The organism is Azospirillum sp. B506 (genome assembly GCF_000333595.1).
Classification (GTDB): domain Bacteria; phylum Pseudomonadota; class Alphaproteobacteria; order Azospirillales; family Azospirillaceae; genus Azospirillum.
Map to the genome: position 1 here is coordinate 43516 of NZ_BADK01000137.1, position 17205 is coordinate 60720.

15 protein-coding genes and 1 pseudogene are annotated in these 17205 nt (G+C 67.1%); 5 read left to right on the top strand and 11 right to left on the bottom strand.

All coding sequences use genetic code 11. The annotated features are described in order from the left end of the window. The first annotated feature begins 9 nt into the window (after positions 1-9). Both I71_RS04935 and I71_RS04940 read left to right on the top strand, forming a co-directional pair. The gene (locus I71_RS04935; RefSeq protein ID WP_042691554.1) at positions 10-639 is read left to right on the top strand and encodes a response regulator transcription factor; all 630 of its coding nucleotides are present in this window, start codon (positions 10-12) and stop codon (positions 637-639) included. A 503-nt stretch (positions 640-1142) separates the two neighbouring features. Next, positions 1143-2717: a methyl-accepting chemotaxis protein gene (locus I71_RS04940; protein WP_049975927.1), complete on the top strand. Its 1575-nt coding sequence runs from the start codon at positions 1143-1145 to the stop codon at positions 2715-2717. A gap of 31 nt (positions 2718-2748) precedes the next feature. Here I71_RS04940 and I71_RS04945 read toward each other — a convergent pair whose 3' ends face one another. The 4 genes from I71_RS04945 to I71_RS04960 form a co-directional block, all read right to left on the bottom strand. Continuing rightward, complete coding sequence (locus tag I71_RS04945; RefSeq protein ID WP_042691499.1) at positions 2749-3183, bottom strand: EamA family transporter; 435 nt, start codon at positions 3181-3183, stop codon at positions 2749-2751. 96 nt (positions 3184-3279) lie between these two features. Next, the gene (locus tag I71_RS04950; protein ID WP_148294147.1) at positions 3280-3885 is read right to left on the bottom strand and encodes a DUF6655 family protein; all 606 of its coding nucleotides are present in this window, start codon (positions 3883-3885) and stop codon (positions 3280-3282) included. A 273-nt stretch (positions 3886-4158) separates the two neighbouring features. Beyond that, a complete protein-coding gene (locus tag I71_RS04955) occupies positions 4159-5271 on the bottom strand; it encodes a type II asparaginase (RefSeq protein ID WP_280109851.1) in 1113 nt (370 codons plus the stop codon). Between the two features lie 220 nt (positions 5272-5491). Continuing rightward, complete coding sequence (locus tag I71_RS04960; protein ID WP_042691503.1) at positions 5492-6322, bottom strand: SDR family NAD(P)-dependent oxidoreductase; 831 nt, start codon at positions 6320-6322, stop codon at positions 5492-5494. A gap of 116 nt (positions 6323-6438) precedes the next feature. Here I71_RS04960 and I71_RS04965 point away from each other — a divergent pair, with 116 nt between their 5' ends. The 3 genes from I71_RS04965 to I71_RS04975 all read left to right on the top strand — a co-directional run bounded on the left by I71_RS04965 (position 6439) and on the right by I71_RS04975 (position 10306). Beyond that, positions 6439-7392: a LysR family transcriptional regulator gene (locus tag I71_RS04965; protein WP_244433638.1), complete on the top strand. Its 954-nt coding sequence runs from the start codon at positions 6439-6441 to the stop codon at positions 7390-7392. A gap of 60 nt (positions 7393-7452) precedes the next feature. Further along, entirely contained in the window at positions 7453-9108 is a 1656-nt protein-coding gene (locus I71_RS04970) for a caspase family protein (protein WP_244433639.1), read from the top strand. A 112-nt stretch (positions 9109-9220) separates the two neighbouring features. After that, the gene (locus I71_RS04975) at positions 9221-10306 is read left to right on the top strand and encodes an aromatic acid exporter family protein (protein WP_042691510.1); all 1086 of its coding nucleotides are present in this window, start codon (positions 9221-9223) and stop codon (positions 10304-10306) included. A 69-nt stretch (positions 10307-10375) separates the two neighbouring features. On the opposite strand, the gene I71_RS04980 is transcribed toward I71_RS04975, so the two are convergent. From I71_RS04980 to eno, 7 genes and pseudogenes are all read right to left on the bottom strand, one after another. Then, entirely contained in the window at positions 10376-10621 is a 246-nt protein-coding gene (locus I71_RS04980; RefSeq protein WP_042691513.1) for a hypothetical protein, read from the bottom strand. Positions 10622-10655: 34 nt separating this feature from the next. After that, on the bottom strand, positions 10656-11678 hold the full coding sequence (gene gap, locus I71_RS04985) for a type I glyceraldehyde-3-phosphate dehydrogenase (RefSeq protein WP_042691516.1): 1023 nt from the start codon (positions 11676-11678) through the stop codon (positions 10656-10658). A 128-nt stretch (positions 11679-11806) separates the two neighbouring features. After that, on the bottom strand, positions 11807-12595 hold the full coding sequence (gene pgk / locus I71_RS04990) for a phosphoglycerate kinase (RefSeq protein ID WP_049975930.1): 789 nt from the start codon (positions 12593-12595) through the stop codon (positions 11807-11809). A 47-nt stretch (positions 12596-12642) separates the two neighbouring features. After that, positions 12643-13599, bottom strand: coding sequence for a DMT family transporter (locus I71_RS04995; protein ID WP_042691519.1), 957 nt, complete (start codon positions 13597-13599; stop codon positions 12643-12645). 75 nt (positions 13600-13674) lie between these two features. Beyond that, the gene (locus I71_RS05000; protein WP_042691523.1) at positions 13675-14901 is read right to left on the bottom strand and encodes an acetate/propionate family kinase; all 1227 of its coding nucleotides are present in this window, start codon (positions 14899-14901) and stop codon (positions 13675-13677) included. Between the two features lie 12 nt (positions 14902-14913). Continuing rightward, a complete protein-coding gene (locus I71_RS05005; RefSeq protein WP_042691526.1) occupies positions 14914-16356 on the bottom strand; it encodes a bifunctional enoyl-CoA hydratase/phosphate acetyltransferase in 1443 nt (480 codons plus the stop codon). Positions 16357-16811: 455 nt separating this feature from the next. Beyond that, positions 16812-17205: pseudogene (gene eno, locus I71_RS05010) on the bottom strand (phosphopyruvate hydratase); the annotation flags it as partial.

The window sequence follows — 17205 nt, forward strand, 5'->3', positions numbered from 1 at the left end:
GCCGAAGCCATGCCGGCGGAGGAGACCGTCATCATCATCGACGATGACGAAGCCGTCCGGGAAGCGCTGGAAGGGCTGCTTGATTCCGTCGGGCTGCAGGTGAGGAGCTACGGCTCGGTGCAGCAATATGTCGAGCAGCGGCCAGCCATCGACGTCGGCTGCATGGTGCTGGACGTGCGGCTGCCGGGGCGCAGCGGCCTGGATTTCCAGGCGGAGCTCGCTCAGTCCGGCAACAGCCTGCCGGTGATCTTCATCAGCGGGCATGCCGACGTGCCGATGTCGGTGCGTGCGATGAAGGCGGGGGCCTTCGAATTCCTGACGAAGCCTGTGCATCACCAGGAACTGCTCGACGCGATCCATGCCGCCATCGCCGCCCATGGCGTGCGGCGCAGCCAGGAACGCGGCCTGACCACCCAGCGCGCCCGTTTCGAGACCCTGACCGCGCGCGAGCGCGAGATCACGATGATGGTGGTCCTCGGCCTGCGCAACAAACAGATCGCTGACGACCTCGGCCTTAGCGAAGCGACGGTCAAGCTGCATCGCGGTCAGGCCATGCGCAAGATGGAGGCCCGGTCCGTCGTCGAACTGGTGCGCATCGTTGACAGCCTGACCGGAATCGGCGCTGGCCGGACCCAATAGCCGGTTCCGGCGGACCCGACGCTCGCGACGCCAACCCTGTGGCGGTGCCCTTGATAGGGACATCGTGAGAGGGATGTCAGGTCCGGAATTGTAGTCATATTCCTTAATGCATAGCCTGTGCGTCCTTTGCGGTCGGAGGCATACCGCAGGACGGAATCTTTTCGTGCATCTGCAACGATGGCGATGCGGGTTGCCGGTTGCCGAACGAAGCTTTCCCGCCGACCGTTGCCCCTCGATCAATCCGTATGACTGAGGCAAATACCCGAAGACGAATCAGGGATTTATTATAACACTTCCTTAACTCTTCTCCCGCTTTTCACTTGATTAGACGATTGCCCAAAAGGGCAGGTGCCGAAAAAGAAGAACAAGGCGCCTATTATAAGGTGAAATTGGGGGTTGGCATGACGATCAGGGCTTTGTCTCTTGCGGGAAAGACTGCTCTTCTGTGCAGTAGCGGCTTGCTATTGCTTGTATTTTCTACATTCGGAGTCAATGAGCTTCTGTTGACCGGCTATGCCGAGCGCATGGCGATGGAGCGGCAGGAGACCAACATGCGTGTTGCCTGGGATGTGCTGAACCAGTATGGGCAGGCGTTCGACGTGCGCGACGGCAAGCTTTATGCCGGCGACCGCGCCCTGAACGACGTCTTCGAGCCGGTGGACCGGGTCAAGCGGCTGGTCGGCGGCACCGCGACCCTGTTCATGGGCGACCGCCGTGTCGCCACCAATGTGCTGAAACCGGACGGCAGCCGCGCGGTCGGCACGACGCTGGCCAAGGGACCGGTCTATGATGCGGTGCTGACGCGCGGCGTGCCGTATCGCGGGCAGGCCGACATTCTCGGGACGACCTTCTACACCGCCTACGACCCGATCAAGGCACCGGACGGGCGTGTCGTCGGCATCCTCTATGTCGGCGTCGCGAAGGCGGAGTTCTTCGCGGCGATCCGCGACACCCAGGCGATGATCGCGGTCATCAGTGCGGTCGTGACGCTGCTGGTCGCCGCCGTTTGCCTGCTGCTGGCGCGGCGCATGTTCCGGCCGCTGTCCGACATCCGCAACGCGATGGAGGCGTTGGCGCGCGGCAACCTGTCGGTCGCCGTCCCGGCGCTGGGCCGCAGGGACGAGATCGGCGGCATGGCCAAGGCGCTCGGCGTGTTCAAGGACAATGCGCTGGAGGTTGCCCAGCTGCACGAGGCCCAGGCGGCGGAGCGCACCCGGTCGATGCAGGAACGCCGCGCGGCGATGGAGGAGGTGGCGCAGTCCTTCGAAGGATCGCTGCTGGGTGTTGTCGGCGTGCTGAGCGCCACCACGACCCAGTTGCAGGCCAATGCGCAGCGCCTGCACGACATCGCGGAAAACGGCAGTGTCCGTGCCCACACCGTCAGCACCGCCGCGGGCGAGGCGAGCGACGACGTGCGCGTCGTTGCCGCTGCGGCGGAGGAGTTGAGCGGCTCGATCGGCGACGTCGGCCGGCAGGTGGAGGACTCCGCCCGCATGGTCCGCAGCGCGGTGGAGGAGGTGACAGCCACCAACCGGACGATGGACGGGCTGGCCGCCGCCGCCGGCAGGATCGGCGAGGTGGTGACCCTGATCCAGTCGATCGCCGGCCAGACCAATCTGCTGGCGCTGAACGCCACCATCGAGGCGGCGCGGGCTGGCGAGGCCGGCAAGGGCTTTGCCGTCGTGGCGGGCGAGGTGAAGGCACTTGCCAATCAGACCGCGCGTGCCACCGACGACATCGCCCGGCAGGTGGCGGAAATCCAGACAGTGACCGGCCATGCGGTCGACGCCATCGAGGGGATCGGCCGCAAGGTGATGTCGGTCAGCGACCTGGTCGGCCGCATTGCCGTCTCCGCCGACCGCCAGAGCGCCACCACCGCCGATATCGCCCAGTCGGTGCAGCGTGCCGCCGACCGCACGGCGGAGGTGACCCACAACATCGAGGAGGTCTCGCAGTCCGCACACGAGACCGGAACGATGGCCTCGGAGGTCCGTGCCGCCGCCGCCGACCTCGGTCGGCAGGCGCTATCCCTGCGCGATCAGGCGGAGGAGTTCCTCCGCCATGTTCGGACGGCCTGATGGGGGAGAAGGAGGCGCAGCGGCTCCGGCGTTACTTGAAGGCCAGCAGGATGACGCCGGCGGCGATCAGCACGACGCCCAGCCAGTTCGGCCCCGACAGTTTCTCGCCCAGGAACAGGACGCCGAACAGCGCGACCAGCACGACGCTGAGCTTGTCGACCGGTGCCACCTGCGACGCCGATCCCAGTTTCAGGGCGCGGAAATAGCACAGCCACGACGCCCCGGTGGCGAGGCCGGACAGGATGAGGAACAGCCATGTCCGGCCCGACACCGCCGATGGCGACAGCGACTGGCCCGACGCGACGACGATGCCGATCAGCATCGCGAAAATGACGGCCGTCCGGATCAACGTCGCCATGTCGGAACCGACACCCTCGACGCCGACCTTGGCGAAGATGGCGGTCAGTGCCGCGAATCCCGCCGACAGCAGCGCCCACAGCAACCAGGACGGCAGGCCACCGGTCATTCTCTGGGTTCCTTCCGCGTTTCGATGCCTGGATAAGGCTGCAGAAAGGATCCGGCCGTCAAGGGTGCGGCCAAGGACGGCGGCCGCTCATCCGGTTCAGTCATCCCAGGGCTTCGGATCGGGGCGGGTGTCGGGCGGCAGCAGGTCGTTGGTGTCCCAGCTCAGCATCAGCAAAAGCACCCATTCAGCCCGGTTGGAGAAACCGTATTGCGGGCCGCTGGACGATACCAGCGTGCCGGAGGTCCTGTCGTAGGCGGTGGCGGCGATCTTGGCGACTCCCTGCGTCAGTTCCTTCTTGAACAGCGAGATCTCTGGCGTGGAGGAGGTGCCGCTGACCGGCATCGGAATGTCGATGCTGGGAATGCCGAGCAGCGAGCTTTCGCTGTCCACCGACAGGGCGCCGACCCGCAGTTCCACGATGGTGGCCGCCTTGTCGCGGGTCTCGGCCATGGCGGCCCCGTGGCGCAGCAGGGCGTCGCGCACGGCGGACACGGCATATTTGGTGTCATACCCCTCGACCCCGGCCGCATCGACATAGACGCTTCCCTTCACCGCCAGCCGCCCGGCCAGACGCTCCGCCGCCTGGTCGGCCGCGGTGGAGATCAACAGCTGTTCGGTGGCGGAACGGGCCGGGGTGGTGACGTGGGCGGTCGAGCATCCGGCCAGTCCAGCCGCGGTGCTGGCGAGTAAAGCGGCGATCACGGTCCGGTAAATCCGGCTCCGCAGCGCAATTGCCGTCGGTCGCGGCCTGTAGAATGAGATGTTCCGTCCGACGAACATTATCCGCTTCCCTGACTTCCACCATCGATAGGCGCGGCGCTGTTGTGCCGCGATCTGACGGAGGGCGATCAAGGACGATGGAGGGCGGTCCGGTCAACGGCGCAAATGTCGAGGTCGGATGCCGACCGGAAGGGGGAGGGGAGGGTCGGGGCAGAGCGAACGCCCTCCCGCTCCGGCAGCGGATCAGCCGGCGGATCAGTAGGTGTAGAACATCTTCTGGATGGCCTTGGTGTCGGTCGTCCGGGTCAGCGCCAGCATCAGCAGGATGCGGGCCTTCTGCGGGTTGAGGGTGTCGCTGGCGACGAAGTCCAGCTCGTCGTCATTGGCCTCGCCGTTTCGGGCGACGATGCCGTTGCCGACACGGGACGAGCGGACGATCACCACCCCCTGCTTGCGGGCGTCGACCAGGCCGGGCTTCATCGCGTTGGACAGGCTGCCGTCGCCGACGCCGGCATGGATGATGCCCTTGGCCCCCGCCTTCACCAGGGCGTCGAGCGCCGTGCGGTTGTTGTTGGCATAGCCATAGACGATGTCCACCTGCGGCAGGCTGTCGAGATTGGAGATGTCGAACTCCGCCTCCGCGGTGTGCTTGCGCACGACCTGCCGGTAGAAGTGCGCCTTGTTGTCCTGCATGTAGCCGAGGAAGCCCAGTTCCGGCGTGCGGAAGGTGTCGGCGGTCGAGGTGTTGGTCTTGGTCACGTCGCGGCCGGCGTTGATCTGGTCGTTCAGCGAGACCAGCACGCCCTTGCCGACGGCGTCCTTGGAGCCGGCCAGCGTCACCGCGTTGTAGAGGTTGACCGGGCCGTCGGCGCTGATGGCGGTGGACGGGCGCATGGCGCCGACGATCACCACCGGCTTGGTGCTCTTGACCGTCAGGTTCAGGAAATAGGCGGTTTCCTCGATGGTGTCGGTGCCGTGGGTGATGACGATGCCGTCGACGTCCTTCTGCGCCAGCAGTTCGTTGACCCGCTTGGCCAGCTTCAGCCAATGCTCGTTGGTCATGTTCTCGCTGGCGATCTGGAAGACCTGCTCGCCCTTGACGTTGGCGACCTTCTTCAGCTCCGGCACCGCTTCAATCAGCTTGTCGACTCCGACCTTGGCAGCGGTGTAGCCGACGGTGGTGGTGCTGGTGGCGCCGGTGCCGGCGATGGTGCCGCCGGTTGCCAGGATGGTCACGTTCGGCAACCCGTCATCGGCAGTGGCGGTGGCGGCGGTGGCGGCGTGGGTAGCGGCTCCGGTCATCAGCAGCGCGGCGAGCCCGGCGGCGACCGCGGTGCGGGCCATTGAGTGGGCGGTGGTCTTCAGCACGGCGTTCCTCTCCCAGTGCGATTTTCTTGGCCGGCCCGTGCCAGCCCTTGGGAGTGCGCAGTCTGACCAATGCCATTGAATGTCATTGGTTAGCGTCATGAACAGTTTGCGCAACACATGTGAACGGCCGTTCGCAATCAGGCACCGGGACGGGAGACGATGCCGGTCCTCCAGATCTCCCGGCTGTTCCAGTCTCCCGCCCGTTGGCCTGCCGCGTGGCTCAGCCCTGGTTGGTGAAGTCTGTGCCGCGGGTCACCGTTTCCCAGGCGTCGATTTCCGCGATCACGGCATCGAGCTTGGCACGGGCGCGGCCGAGGGCGTCGGACCCCAGCAGAAGATGGAGCGGCGGGGTGTCGGACCGGACGGCGGTCAGGATGGCCTGCGCCGCGCGGTCCGGATCGCCGAGCTGGCGGCCGGCCATGCCGTCGAAGGCGGACGACATCCGCCCGACGCTGTCGGCGTAGGCCGCGTCTTCGGCAGCACTCTTGCGGATCGAATGGGTGGACAGGAAGTCGGTGCGGAAGGCACCGGGCGCCACCGCCGTCACCTTGATGCCGAACGGGCCGATCTCCTGCGCAAGGCTGGAGGACAGTCCTTCCAGGGCGTGTTTGGCTGCGGCGTAGAGACCGGAACCGGCGCCGGGCGCCCGTCCGGCGATGGAGGTGATGTTGACGATGTGGCCGGTCCGTTGGGCGCGCAGGCGGGGCAGGGCGGCCCGGATGATGCGGAAGGGGGCGAACACGTCGACCGCGAACAATCGGGCGACCTCCTCGTCGCTCGCCGCTTCGACCGCCCCCAGCAGGCCGTAGCCCGCATTGTTGACGATCACGTCGATGCTGCTGGCAAGAGCGAAGGCCTCGCCGACGGCAGCCTCGGCCGCATCGCCGTCGGCAAGATCGACGGTGAGGACATGCAGGGTGCCGCGTCCAGCGGGGAGGTCAGGTTTGCCGGTGCGGACGGTGCCGATGACGGTATCGCCCTCGGCAAGGGCCGCCTTGGCAAGCGCCAGTCCGAGGCCGCGCGAGATGCCGGTGATGAACCATGTGGTCATGGGAAGTCTCCTTTCGCGACCAGAGATATATCCCGTGATCTGTTTACAGAATGTCCGGATTCCTGATCAGACTTGTAAGCTAGACTGAAGAATGCTCTTCTTGACCCATGGATCCCATGCTCTCCGGCAGCGACTACAACCAGCTTCGCGCGTTCCTCGCCGTCGGCGAGACGCTGAGCTTCAGCCGGGCGGCGGAACGGTTGGGCGTTTCCCCTTCGGCGCTCAGCCAACTGGTGCGCGGGTTCGAGGAGCGGGTGGGGGTGCGGCTGCTCAACCGGACCACGCGAAGCGTCGCGCTGACGGACGCCGGTGAGAACCTGTTCCGTCGCGTGCAGCCGGCCGTCTCCGAATTGGGCGACGCCATCGGGCAGGTGCGCCAGTATCGCGACCGCCCGTCCGGCATCGTGCGCGTCCACAGCTTCCGCGCGGCGGCAGAGCGCTACATCGAGCCGATGCTGGTGGACTTCGCGCGGGACTTTCCGGATGTGGTGCTGGACATCACGTTGGATGATGCGGTGGTGGATCTGGTGGCCGGCGGCTTCGATGCGGCCATCCGGATCGGCGAAGTGATCGACCGCGACATGGTTGCCGTGCGCCTCGGTCCGGACCTGCGGCAGATCGCCGTGGCATCGCCCGATTATCTCGATCACCATGGCCGGCCGGCGCATCCGCGCGATCTGGTCGATCATCGTTGCATCCGCTGGCGCTGGCCGGGCCATGTGATGCCCTATGCCTGGGAGTTCTTCGGGAACGGATCCTGGTTCGAGGTCGCGGTCGACGGGCCGCTGATCTTCAACGACAAGGACATGGCATTGCGCGCGACCCTGCAGGGAATCGGGATCGGCTTCTGTGTCGAGGATGCGGTGGCCGGGCATATCGCGGCGGGAAGGCTGGTTCCGTTGCTGGAGGACTGGTCCGCCGCCTTTCCCGGCCGGTTCCTGTGCTATCCGCGCCAGAGACAGATGGCCCCGGCCCTGCGGGTCTTCATTGACGCGGTCCGCGCAGCCGCTGCCAGGGCGGGCGACGAAATGGATGTCCGGCCGGAGCAGGAGGCACGTCGCCGTCCTTGAAACCCGCGGCGTTGCCTGGGCAGAGTGGTCATAACACTTTCGATCCGAAGGAAGATTGCCGTGAACACCCTGGGACGGACCGTCGCGCTCGCCCTGTCGCTTTTCGTCTGGATGGCCGGCCCGGGCGAGGCCGCGGCGGAAAAGCGTGTGGCGCTGGTGTTGGGCAACAGCACCTACCAGTACGCGCCACGGCTGCCCAACCCCACCAACGATGCCAAGGCGATGGCGGATTCCCTGCGCGCCGCCGGGTTCGAGCTGATCGGAGGAGCCCCGCAGCTGGATCTGGACCGCGCGGCCACCGAACGGGTAATCCGCAGCTTCGGCGCCAAGCTGGCGGGGGCCGATGTCGGGCTGTTCTTCTATGCCGGGCATGGCATGCAGGCCCGGGGCACCAATTATCTGCTGCCGGTTTCCGCCAATCTGGAGAAGGAGGCCGATGTCCGGTACGAGCTGATCGATGTCGCCAGTGTGCTGGACGAGATGGCGCTGGCGGAAAGCCGGCTGAACATCGTCATCCTCGACGCCTGCCGCAACAATCCGTTCGGTGGGCGCGGGATGCGCGCGGCCTCTCCCGGTCTGGCGCAGATGCAGGCGCCGGCTGGTACCATCATCGCCTATGCGACCCAGCCGGGCGCGGTGGCGGCCGATGGCGCCGGTTCCAACAGCCCCTATACCGAAGCGCTGTCGAAGGCCATGCTGAAGCCGGGCGAAACGGTGTTCGATGTCTTCAACGATGTCGGCATCGCGGTGAAGCGCAATTCCGGCGGTGTCCAGCAGCCCTGGGTGTCGGCCTCTCCCATCGAGGGGCGCTTCTATTTCCTGGGTCCGACCACGGTGGTGACGACGCCCCCGGCCGACGCGGCGACCGCTGCGGGTGCCGGTGCCGACAAGGAGACGCTGTTCTGGGACAGCATCAAGGGCAGTTCCAACCGTGGCCTGTTCGAGGCTTATCTGAAGCAGTTCCCGCAGGGCACCTTCACCCCCATCGCCGAGGCGCGGATCGCCGAACTGGGCGGGGCGGCGCCTTCGGAGCGGGCGCCCGTTTCGGTCGCGGCCCTTGCCGTTCCGCCGGTCCCGGCTCCGGCCCCGGTTCCAAAGCCGATCCCGGCCCCCGGCGCGACCCCGGCACCGGCCGCTCCGCCGGCCCGGCCGCTGACTGTGTCGGCCATCCCCTATCTCAACGCCAAGGCTCGCGAGGCGCTGGCGATCTATCCGGGATTGCCGTCGCCCAAGGCGCTGGCGATCTCGGCCAAGGGCAACTACGCCTATTTCTCCAACAAGTCGAACAGCCGGACCGAGGACGACGTCAAGCGCAGTGCCCTGCAATATTGCCAGTACCGTGCGGAAGAACCCTGCACCCTCTATGCGGTGGGCGACGAGGTGGTGATGCCCCCCAAAGGGTTCGTGCCGATGCCGGTCGAGATTGTCGGGAGCGGCCGCTTCGATCCGGCGAGCGTACCCTTCGTCAGCGACCACACCCGCAAGGTCGGCATGGTGAACTACCAGCGCAATCCCGGCCACAAGGCGCTGGCCGTGACCCTGGCCGGCCGCTGGGCCACAGTCTGGGATCGCGACAGCGAGGAGGAGGCGAAGACGGCGGCGCTGGAGCGGTGCGGACAATCCGGCGGCAGCCAGGAGTGCATGCTCTACGCCGTCGGAGACCGGATCGTCTTCGAGGAGGTTCCGGACGAGGAGGAAGACGAGGAGGAGGAGTGACCGACACTGGCGGAATGGCGCTCCCCGGACCGCCGCACCGCACTGTCTCTGGTGGTTTGCCTCGTCATGCCGGACACTGAGCATCAGTCGAAGATTGACCGGGACTGATGGGATGAGCGGATGGCCGAGCGTGCTGGTGGCTTGGATGGCGCGGAGCCGGTCGAGACTGGTGCACGCCCTGCGGATGACCACCTCCAGCCTCGCGACCTTCGCGCTGGCGGATGTGCTGGACTTGCCGCAGGGTTTTTGGGCGGTGATCACGGCGCTGATCGTCACCCAAAGCAATGTCGGGGGATCGCTGAAGGCGGCGCTCGACCGCTTCGTCGGATCGTTGGTCGGCGTGGTTTATGGCGGGGTGATCGCCATTCTGATCCCGCACACGGACGGTCTGGCGCGTGCGGCGGCACTGCTGGCGGCAGTGGCGCCTTTGTCCTACCTCGCCGCCCTGTCGGCCGGTTTCCGCATCGCTCCGATCACCGCGATCATCGTGCTGCTCGGCACGTCCGGGGCCAGTCTCGGCCCGCTCAGCTTTGCCACCGACCGCATGCTGGAGGTCGGGCTCGGCTGTGTTGTCGGCATCGTTGTCTCGCTTCTGGTGGCGCCGGCCCGTGCCTCGAGGTCCGTGCTGGACACGGCGGCGGAGGCGGCGCGGCTGATGGCCGAACAGCTCGACACGCTGGCAGCCACCGATGACGCCTCGCAGGCCGTCATGAGCCGGCTGGTGGTGCGGACCCGGCAAGCCCTCAACCGGCTGGAGACCCTGGTGGGGGAGGCGGCGCGGGAGCGGCACAGCCGACTGGCCGACCTGCCCGATCCCGATCCGCTGCTGCGCACCCTGATGCGGCTGCGGCACGATGTGGTGATGCTGCGCCGCGCGGTGGGGGAGCCGCGGCAGGACCTGCCGGACCGAGCGATCTGTCCCGACTGGACACCGGTCGCCGCGGCGGGGGCTGCCACCCTGCGCGGTCTGGCCGACGCGCTGGCTGGCGGAAAGCCTCCCGACCGTTCCACCGCGCTTGCCGATGCGCTGGCGGCCTACCGCAGCAGCATCGACCGCACGCGGGCCGAACGGCGGACGCGCGACATGCCGACCGACTGGCTGTGGCGGATGTTCGGCACCGGTTTCGCGCTGGAGCAGTTCCGCCGCAACCTGGACGACCTCGTCGAACGGACCGCCGATTTCGCTGCCCATGGTTAGGTGCGCTGAGAAACGACGAAAGGGCCGGCACCGCGAGGATGCCGGCCCGGGCCGTTCGCAACTGTACTGTCAGCGGTCGCCCAGATCGTGTTCGATCTCGGTTACCAGCCGCTCGGCGCAGTGCAACGCCCGCTGGCGGTCGTCGTCGCTCATCCCCTGCATGGGGTCGGACTGGGCCGGGAAGGACTCCGACCGGCAGAGCCGGCGGCCCGAAGCGCAGACCATCACTTCGTAGTGGCGGCTGTCCTCGTTGAACAGGCACTCGGACTCGAAACCTTTGGCGTCGGTTTCGGCCCACATGATCGTCTTGCTCATCGTCCGGCTCCTTCTGGTCTGGGTCGGGCTGATTCTATTTGGCGTTCGCCATCGCGACGGCGGTGTCGGCCATCCGGTTGGAGAAGCCCCACTCGTTATCGTACCACGCCATGACGCGGACGAAATTGCCATCGATGACCTTGGTCTCCTTCAGCGCGAAGGTAGAGCTGTGCGGATCGTGGTTGAAGTCCGAGGACACCAGGTCCTCGTCGTATGCGGCCAGAACGCCCTTCAGGGCGCCGTTGGCGGCCTCGGAGATCGCCTTGACGATTTCCTCGACCGAGGTGGCGCGCTTGGCGGTGAACTTGAAGTCGACGACCGACACGTTCGGCGTGGGCACGCGCATGGCGGTGCCGTCCAGCTTGCCCTTCAGTTCCGGCAGAACCTTGCCGACGGCCTTGGCCGCACCGGTCGAGGTCGGGATCATGTTCAGGGCCGCCGCGCGGGCGCGGTGCAGGTCCTTGTGGTTGGTGTCGACGATCCGCTGGTCACCCGTGTAGGAGTGGATCGTGGTCATGAAGCCCTTTTCGATGCCGACCAGGTTGTTCAGCACGAAGGCGACCGGCGCCAGGCAGTTGGTGGTGCACGACGCGTTGGAGACGATCTTGTGCTCGGCGGTCAGCTTGTCGTGGTTGACGCCGTAGACGACGGTGATGTCCTCGTCGGTGGCCGGGGCCGAGATCAGCACCTTCTGCGCACCGGCTTCCAGATGCTTGGCGGCATCGGCGCGCTTGGTGAAGATGCCAGAGCATTCCATGGCGATCTCGATGTTGAGATCCTTCCACGGCAGCTTGGCCGGGTCACGCTCCTGCACGACCTTGATGGAGTGGCCGTTGACGATCAGCACGCCGCCCCCGTCTTCTGATTGGGCGGTCTCGATGGTGCCGGGGAAGCGGCCGTGGACGCTGTCGTACTTCAGCAGGTGGGCGTTGGCCTTCAGATCGGCGAGGTCGTTGATCGCCACGACCTCCACGTCCTTGCGGCCGCTCTCGTAGATGGCGCGCAGAACCAGACGGCCGATGCGGCCAAAACCGTTGATCGCTACCCGTACAGCCATGATGTGCTCCAGTCTTTCCGTTGCGGTCCCGTGCCGATTGGGGCGGAGACCTGATTTAACCGCAGGAAGCGGGTTTCAACCCGCAGGAATTGCAATGTCGGGGCGCATGGCCCCGGGAAGTCGTCCCGTCAGGCCGGCAGCGCGTGCGGCACATCCCCATCCAGCCAGGCGGGCAAGGCATCGGCGGTGGTGAGTTCGCTGAAGCGCTCCTCCACCCCGGCGGCGGCCAGTGCGGCGATGGTGTCCTCGCCGGCCGCGACCGACCGCAGGCCGGCGTCGCGGGTCCGGCGGGCGATGAACCAGGCCAGCGCGTTGGTGCCGCCGTCGAAGGGGGCGATCCGGTAGACGCCGAGCGGTCCGGTCCAGACCACCGTCCGGGCCGTTTCGATGCAGGCGGTCAGCCGGGCCACCGTCGCCGGCCCGATGTCGAGCACCATGTCCTCCGGCCCGATGGCGGCGCAGGCGATGACGCGGTCTTCCGCTCCCGCGCGCACGTCGCTCGCCACCACCGCGTCGACCGGCAGCATCAGCTCGCAGCCGCATGCCTTCGCCTTGTCCAGGATCCGGCGGGCTTGGTCGATCAGGTCATGGTCGCACAGCGAGGCTCCCATGTCGGTGCCGGTGGCGGCCAGGAAACTGTTGGCGATGCCGCCGCCGAGCGCCAGAACATCGACCCGTGCCACCAGTCGGGCCAGCAGATCCAGCTTGGCCGCCAGCCCGATGCCACCGACGATGGCGCAGACCGGATGTTCGGGGCGTCCCGTCTTGCGGCTTGGGGAGAACAGCGTTGGACGTTCGGTGGCGGTCGCATCCTGTCGGGTGTCGCGGCCGGCATCGGTCCGTCCGCCGTGGATCAGCTGAAACCGGCCAGTCAGGCGGGGGGCCGGAGTGCTGCCTTGGACATCGGTCGTAACCATGATGCCTGTTCCTTCCTTGGAACCAAAATCCATTGATGCTTCGGTATTCAGGCGGTCCTGATCGGGCCGGCATTGCGGGCTTTCCGGGAGGAGCCGGCCCGTTCGTCACCGGAGGAGGCCCGGCGGGTCTCGCGGTACAGGATCAGCAGTCCGCTGCCGATGACCACCGTGGCGCCGATCACCACATGCGGTGCCGGCACATCGCCCCAGACCAGCCAGCCGAGGATTGTCGCATAGATCAGGCTGGCATAGCTGAAGGGGCCGACCACCACCGCCCTGGCCAGCGAATAGGCCCGCGTGCTGAAATACTGCGCCCCGCCGCCGGCGATCCCCATCGCCGCCATCAGGAGCAGTGCATGTCCGTCCGGTGTCGTCCAGCCGAAGGGCAGGGCCAGTGCGCTGAGCAGGGTCGAGACCACGGTGAAGTAGAAGACGGTGGTCACCGGCTTTTCCGTACGGCCGAGCTGGCGCATGGCGATCATCGCCAGGGCGTAGCAGACGGCGGCGGTCAGCGCGACCATCGCTCCGCGGTCGATCATGTCGGGGCCGGGCTGCACCATGATCAGCACGCCGGCGAAACCGACAACCACGGCGCCCCAGCGGAAGGCACCGACCTTCTCGCCCAGCAGCGGCACCGACAGGGCGGTGAGGAACAGCGGCGCCGAATAGGAAATCGCCACGGCATTCGCCAGCGGCATCAGGTGATAGGCCCAGAACAGCAGCACCATCGATGCCAGACCGACGACGGCCCGCCACAGATGCCCCTGCCAGTGGGTGGTGTGCAGGCAGCTCCGCCCGCCCGCCGCGGCGACCATGGCGACCGCCGGCAGCAGGGCGAACAGGTTGCGGAAGAAGGTCACCTCGCCCAGCGGGTAGGTCTCCGCCAGGATCTTGGCGAGGGCGTTCATGATGGTCATCAGGACCATCGCCAGCAGCATCGACAGGATGCCAAGCCGGACATTCTCGGTCGGGCTTGTGGCCGGAGATGTGGGGACCTGTTCCATGATGACTTCTTCCTTATCCGGGCCGCTTTCCCTCTCCCATCTCGGGAGAGGGAAAGCGGCCGGCATCCGCTACACTCAGGCCGCCCGGCTCAGTTGATCGGCGGCGATGACGCCCAGCGTGTGGCGGGCGATCATCCGTTCCTCGTCGGTCGGGATGATGAAGACCGGCACGCGGCTCTCCTGGGCGGAGATGCGGGTCGCCTTCGCCCGGTTGGCCGCCGGGTCGATGGCGACGCCGAGCCAGGCCAGCTTCTCCGCCACCCGCGCCCGCACCAGGGTCGAGTTCTCACCCACACCCGCGGTGAAGACCACGGCGTCGAGCCCGCCCATCGAGCCGGCCAGCGCCGCCACCTGCTTGGCGACGTTGTGGCAGAACAGCTCCACCGCCTCGGCAGCGGCCGGAAGGTCGGAGTTCTCCAGGTCGCGCATGTCGTTGGAGATGCCCGACACGCCCAGCATGCCCGACTTGTGGTAGAGCAGCTTTTCCAGCTCGTCGGCGCCGTAGCCCTTCTCGCGCATCAGATAGATCAGCACGCCGGGGTCGATGGCGCCCGGCCGGGTGCCCATCGGCACGCCGTCCAGCGCGGTGAAACCCATGGTGGTGTCGACGCTGTGCCCGCCGCGCATGGCGCATAGGCTGGCGCCGCTGCCGAGATGGCAGACCACCACATGGGCGTCGGCCAGTTCCGGCGCCACCTGGGGCAGGCGGTGGGCGATATACTCGTAGCTCAGGCCGTGGAAGCCGTAGCGGCGGATGCCTTCCGCCGTCAGCTCGCGTGGGATGGCGAAGGTCTGCGACTGCCAGGGCTGGGTCTGGTGGAAGGCGGTGTCGAAGCAGGCGACCTGCGGCAGCGACGGATAGACCTGGGCCAGCGCCCGCATGGCGGCGATGTTGTGCGGCTCGTGCAGGGGAGCGAGCGGGATCAGCTCCTCCAGCTGGTCGAGCACCGCCGGGGTCACGCGGACAGGGGCGGAGAAGCGGGTGCCGCCATGGACGACACGATGGCCGGCGGCCACCAGCGTGGCGCCCTTCAGCGTGCCGCCGATCCAGTCGAGCAGATGGTGCAGAAGCTCGGGACGGCCCGGATTCTCCCCGTCGGCCCAGCTGTGGTCGGCGATCTTGTTGCGGCCGGCGTCCTTCGCCTCGAAGCGGGGGGCGGTGCCGATGCCGGAGATCTGGCCGGTGACGACCGGGGCGATCTCGGCGGCGCTGCCACCCTGGAAGACGCAGAATTTCAGGCTGGAGGACCCTGCGTTGATGACGAGGCAGGCATCCTCGCTGGAGTTTGACAGTGCGACCATGACGAAAACGTCCTATTCGGCGGCCAGCGCGAGCTTCGGCTGGCGTTGAGCGGCGGCGACCAGCGAGGCGACGGCGCAGGAAGCGAGCCGTGCCCGCACATTGTCGGCGCGGCTGGTGAGGATGACCGGCACCTTGGCGCCCAGCACGATGCCGGCGAGGTCGGCGTTGGCCAGGAAGGACAGCTGCTTGACCAGCATGTTGCCGGCCTCCAGATCGGGGGCGAGCAGGATGTCCGGCTGGCCGGCGACCGGGGAGGCGATGCCCTTGGTGCGGGCGGCTTCGGCGGAGATGGCGTTGTCGAAGGCCAGCGGGCCGTCGAGGATGCCGCCGGTGATCTGGCCGCGGTCGGCCATCTTGCAGAGTGCTGCGGCTTCCAGCGTGGTGTTGATCTTCGGATTGATCGTCTCGACCGCCGACAGGATGGCGACGCGCGGGGTGGCGACGCCCAGGATCTTGGCGAGGCCGATGGCGTTCTGGACGATGTGGACCTTGTCTTCCAGCGTCGGGTAGATGTTGATCGCCGCGTCGGTGATCAGCAGCGTCTTGGAATAGGTCGGCACATTCATCAGGAAGACGTGGCTGATCCGGCTGGCGGTGCGCAGGCCGGTCTCCTTCTTCACCACCTCGCCCATCAACTCGTCGGTGTGCAGGCTGCCCTTCATCACCGCCTCGGCCTCGCCGGTGCGGGCCAGCGCCACGGCGGCGGCGGCGGCGGCGCGGCTGTGGGCGGCGTCGACGATGCGGTAGCGGGCGATGTCGAGCCCGCCGGCGGCGGCGACCTTGCGGATCAGGGCTTCCGGCCCGACCAGGATCGGCTCGATCAGCCCGGCCTCGGCAGCCTCGACGGCGCCCTGGAGGGAGCTGGCATCGCAGGGATAGGCGACGGCGGTGACGACCGGCGGCAACTCGTCGCATTTGGCAAGCAGGGCGTCGTGCTTGTCGTGGCGGATCATCTGGATCTGCGGCAGCTCATGCGCCGCGCGGACGACCTTCTGGGTCGGTGCGACCACCTCGGCGGTGCCGAGCACGACGACTTCGCCATCCTGGTTGGTGCAGACGCAGTCGAAGACGACGACATTCTTGGCCGGTCGCTTCTCGATCACGGTGACGGTGGCGGTGACGATGTCGCCCAGGCCCACCGGGCGGCGGAACTGCAGGCTCTGGCCGGCATAGAGCGAACCGGCGCCGGGCAGATAGGTGCCCAGCACGCCGGAGATCAGCGAGCCGGTCCACATGCCGGGACCGATCACCTTCTGGAACCGGCTGTCGGCAGCGAATTTCGGGTCGAGATGGGCCGGGTTGATGTTGCCCGACACGGTGGCGAACAGCTCCACATCCATCAGCGTCAGCTGACGGGAAAGGCTGGCCGATTGGCCGATCTGGATTTCGTCGAAGGTCACATTCTCGACCACGGCAGAGGCGCCGTTGCCGAGGGCTTCACCACTGGCACGCATTTTTGAACACTCCGGTTGACCGGGTCGAGCGAGCGGCCCGTTTCTACGGTCCGAGGGGGCGGCGGCGGGACGGGACGAGTTGCCGTCCACTGTTTCTTCCATGCTCATCGCCCGTTTTGCGCCAGCGTTCTGCGCCGCGCCGGGAACCATCGATATATTAATATATTAACTGTGCATCGCAACATAGAACCATCGGAAACCCCCCTCCTTGACACTATGCCGCAGGTTGCCGGTGGCCGAATTCTGCGGGAGGGTCCGGCGGGGCTTCCCCCTCCCCCCGGGGAGAGACGGGAGGAGGGGGCACAACGGCGGGACGTCTCAGCGATAAGGGCGCCCGCCGCCCGTCCTTGAAGTCCCTTCAGGTGCGTTTCCTGCCGCCGTTGTCGCCTCTCCGGGGGCGGGAGAGGGCGGGCGGGGGGATCGCCGGGCAGGGGACTTCAGGAGCTCGACAAACCTCAGGCCTTCAGGATGCCGCGGCCGGCGAAGCGGGATGCTGCGCCGAGCTGCTCCTCGATGCGGATCAGCTGGTTGTACTTGGCGAGGCGATCGGAACGGCTCAGCGAGCCGGTCTTGATCTGGCCGCAGTTGGTGGCGACCGCCAGATCGGCGATGGTGCTGTCCTCGGTCTCGCCCGAACGGTGCGACAGGACGGCGGTGTAGCCGGCCTTGTGTGCCATGTCGACGGCTTCCAGCGTCTCCGACAGCGTGCCGATCTGGTTCACCTTCACCAGGATCGAGTTGGCGACGCCTTGGCGGATGCCCTGGGCCAGACGCTTGGGGTTGGTGACGAACAGGTCGTCGCCGACCAGCTGCACCTTGTTGCCGATGGCGTCNGTCAGCGCCTTCCAG

Excerpts from the sequence above, each read along its gene's own strand:
- I71_RS04935 (WP_042691554.1), top strand. The coding sequence starts at position 10 with ATGCCGGCGGAGGAGACCGTCATCATCATCGACGATGACGAAGCCGTC.
- I71_RS04945 (WP_042691499.1), bottom strand. The coding sequence starts at position 3,183 with ATGACCGGTGGCCTGCCGTCCTGGTTGCTGTGGGCGCTGCTGTCGGCG.
- I71_RS04960 (WP_042691503.1), bottom strand. The coding sequence starts at position 6,322 with ATGACCACATGGTTCATCACCGGCATCTCGCGCGGCCTCGGACTGGCG.
- I71_RS04965 (WP_244433638.1), top strand. The coding sequence starts at position 6,439 with ATGCTCTCCGGCAGCGACTACAACCAGCTTCGCGCGTTCCTCGCCGTC.
- I71_RS04975 (WP_042691510.1), top strand. The coding sequence starts at position 9,221 with ATGAGCGGATGGCCGAGCGTGCTGGTGGCTTGGATGGCGCGGAGCCGG.
- I71_RS04980 (WP_042691513.1), bottom strand. The coding sequence starts at position 10,621 with ATGAGCAAGACGATCATGTGGGCCGAAACCGACGCCAAAGGTTTCGAG.
- gap (WP_042691516.1), bottom strand. The coding sequence starts at position 11,678 with ATGGCTGTACGGGTAGCGATCAACGGTTTTGGCCGCATCGGCCGTCTG.
- pgk (WP_049975930.1), bottom strand. The coding sequence starts at position 12,595 with ATGGTTACGACCGATGTCCAAGGCAGCACTCCGGCCCCCCGCCTGACT.
- I71_RS04995 (WP_042691519.1), bottom strand. The coding sequence starts at position 13,599 with ATGGAACAGGTCCCCACATCTCCGGCCACAAGCCCGACCGAGAATGTC.
- I71_RS05000 (WP_042691523.1), bottom strand. The coding sequence starts at position 14,901 with ATGGTCGCACTGTCAAACTCCAGCGAGGATGCCTGCCTCGTCATCAAC.
- I71_RS05005 (WP_042691526.1), bottom strand. The coding sequence starts at position 16,356 with ATGCGTGCCAGTGGTGAAGCCCTCGGCAACGGCGCCTCTGCCGTGGTC.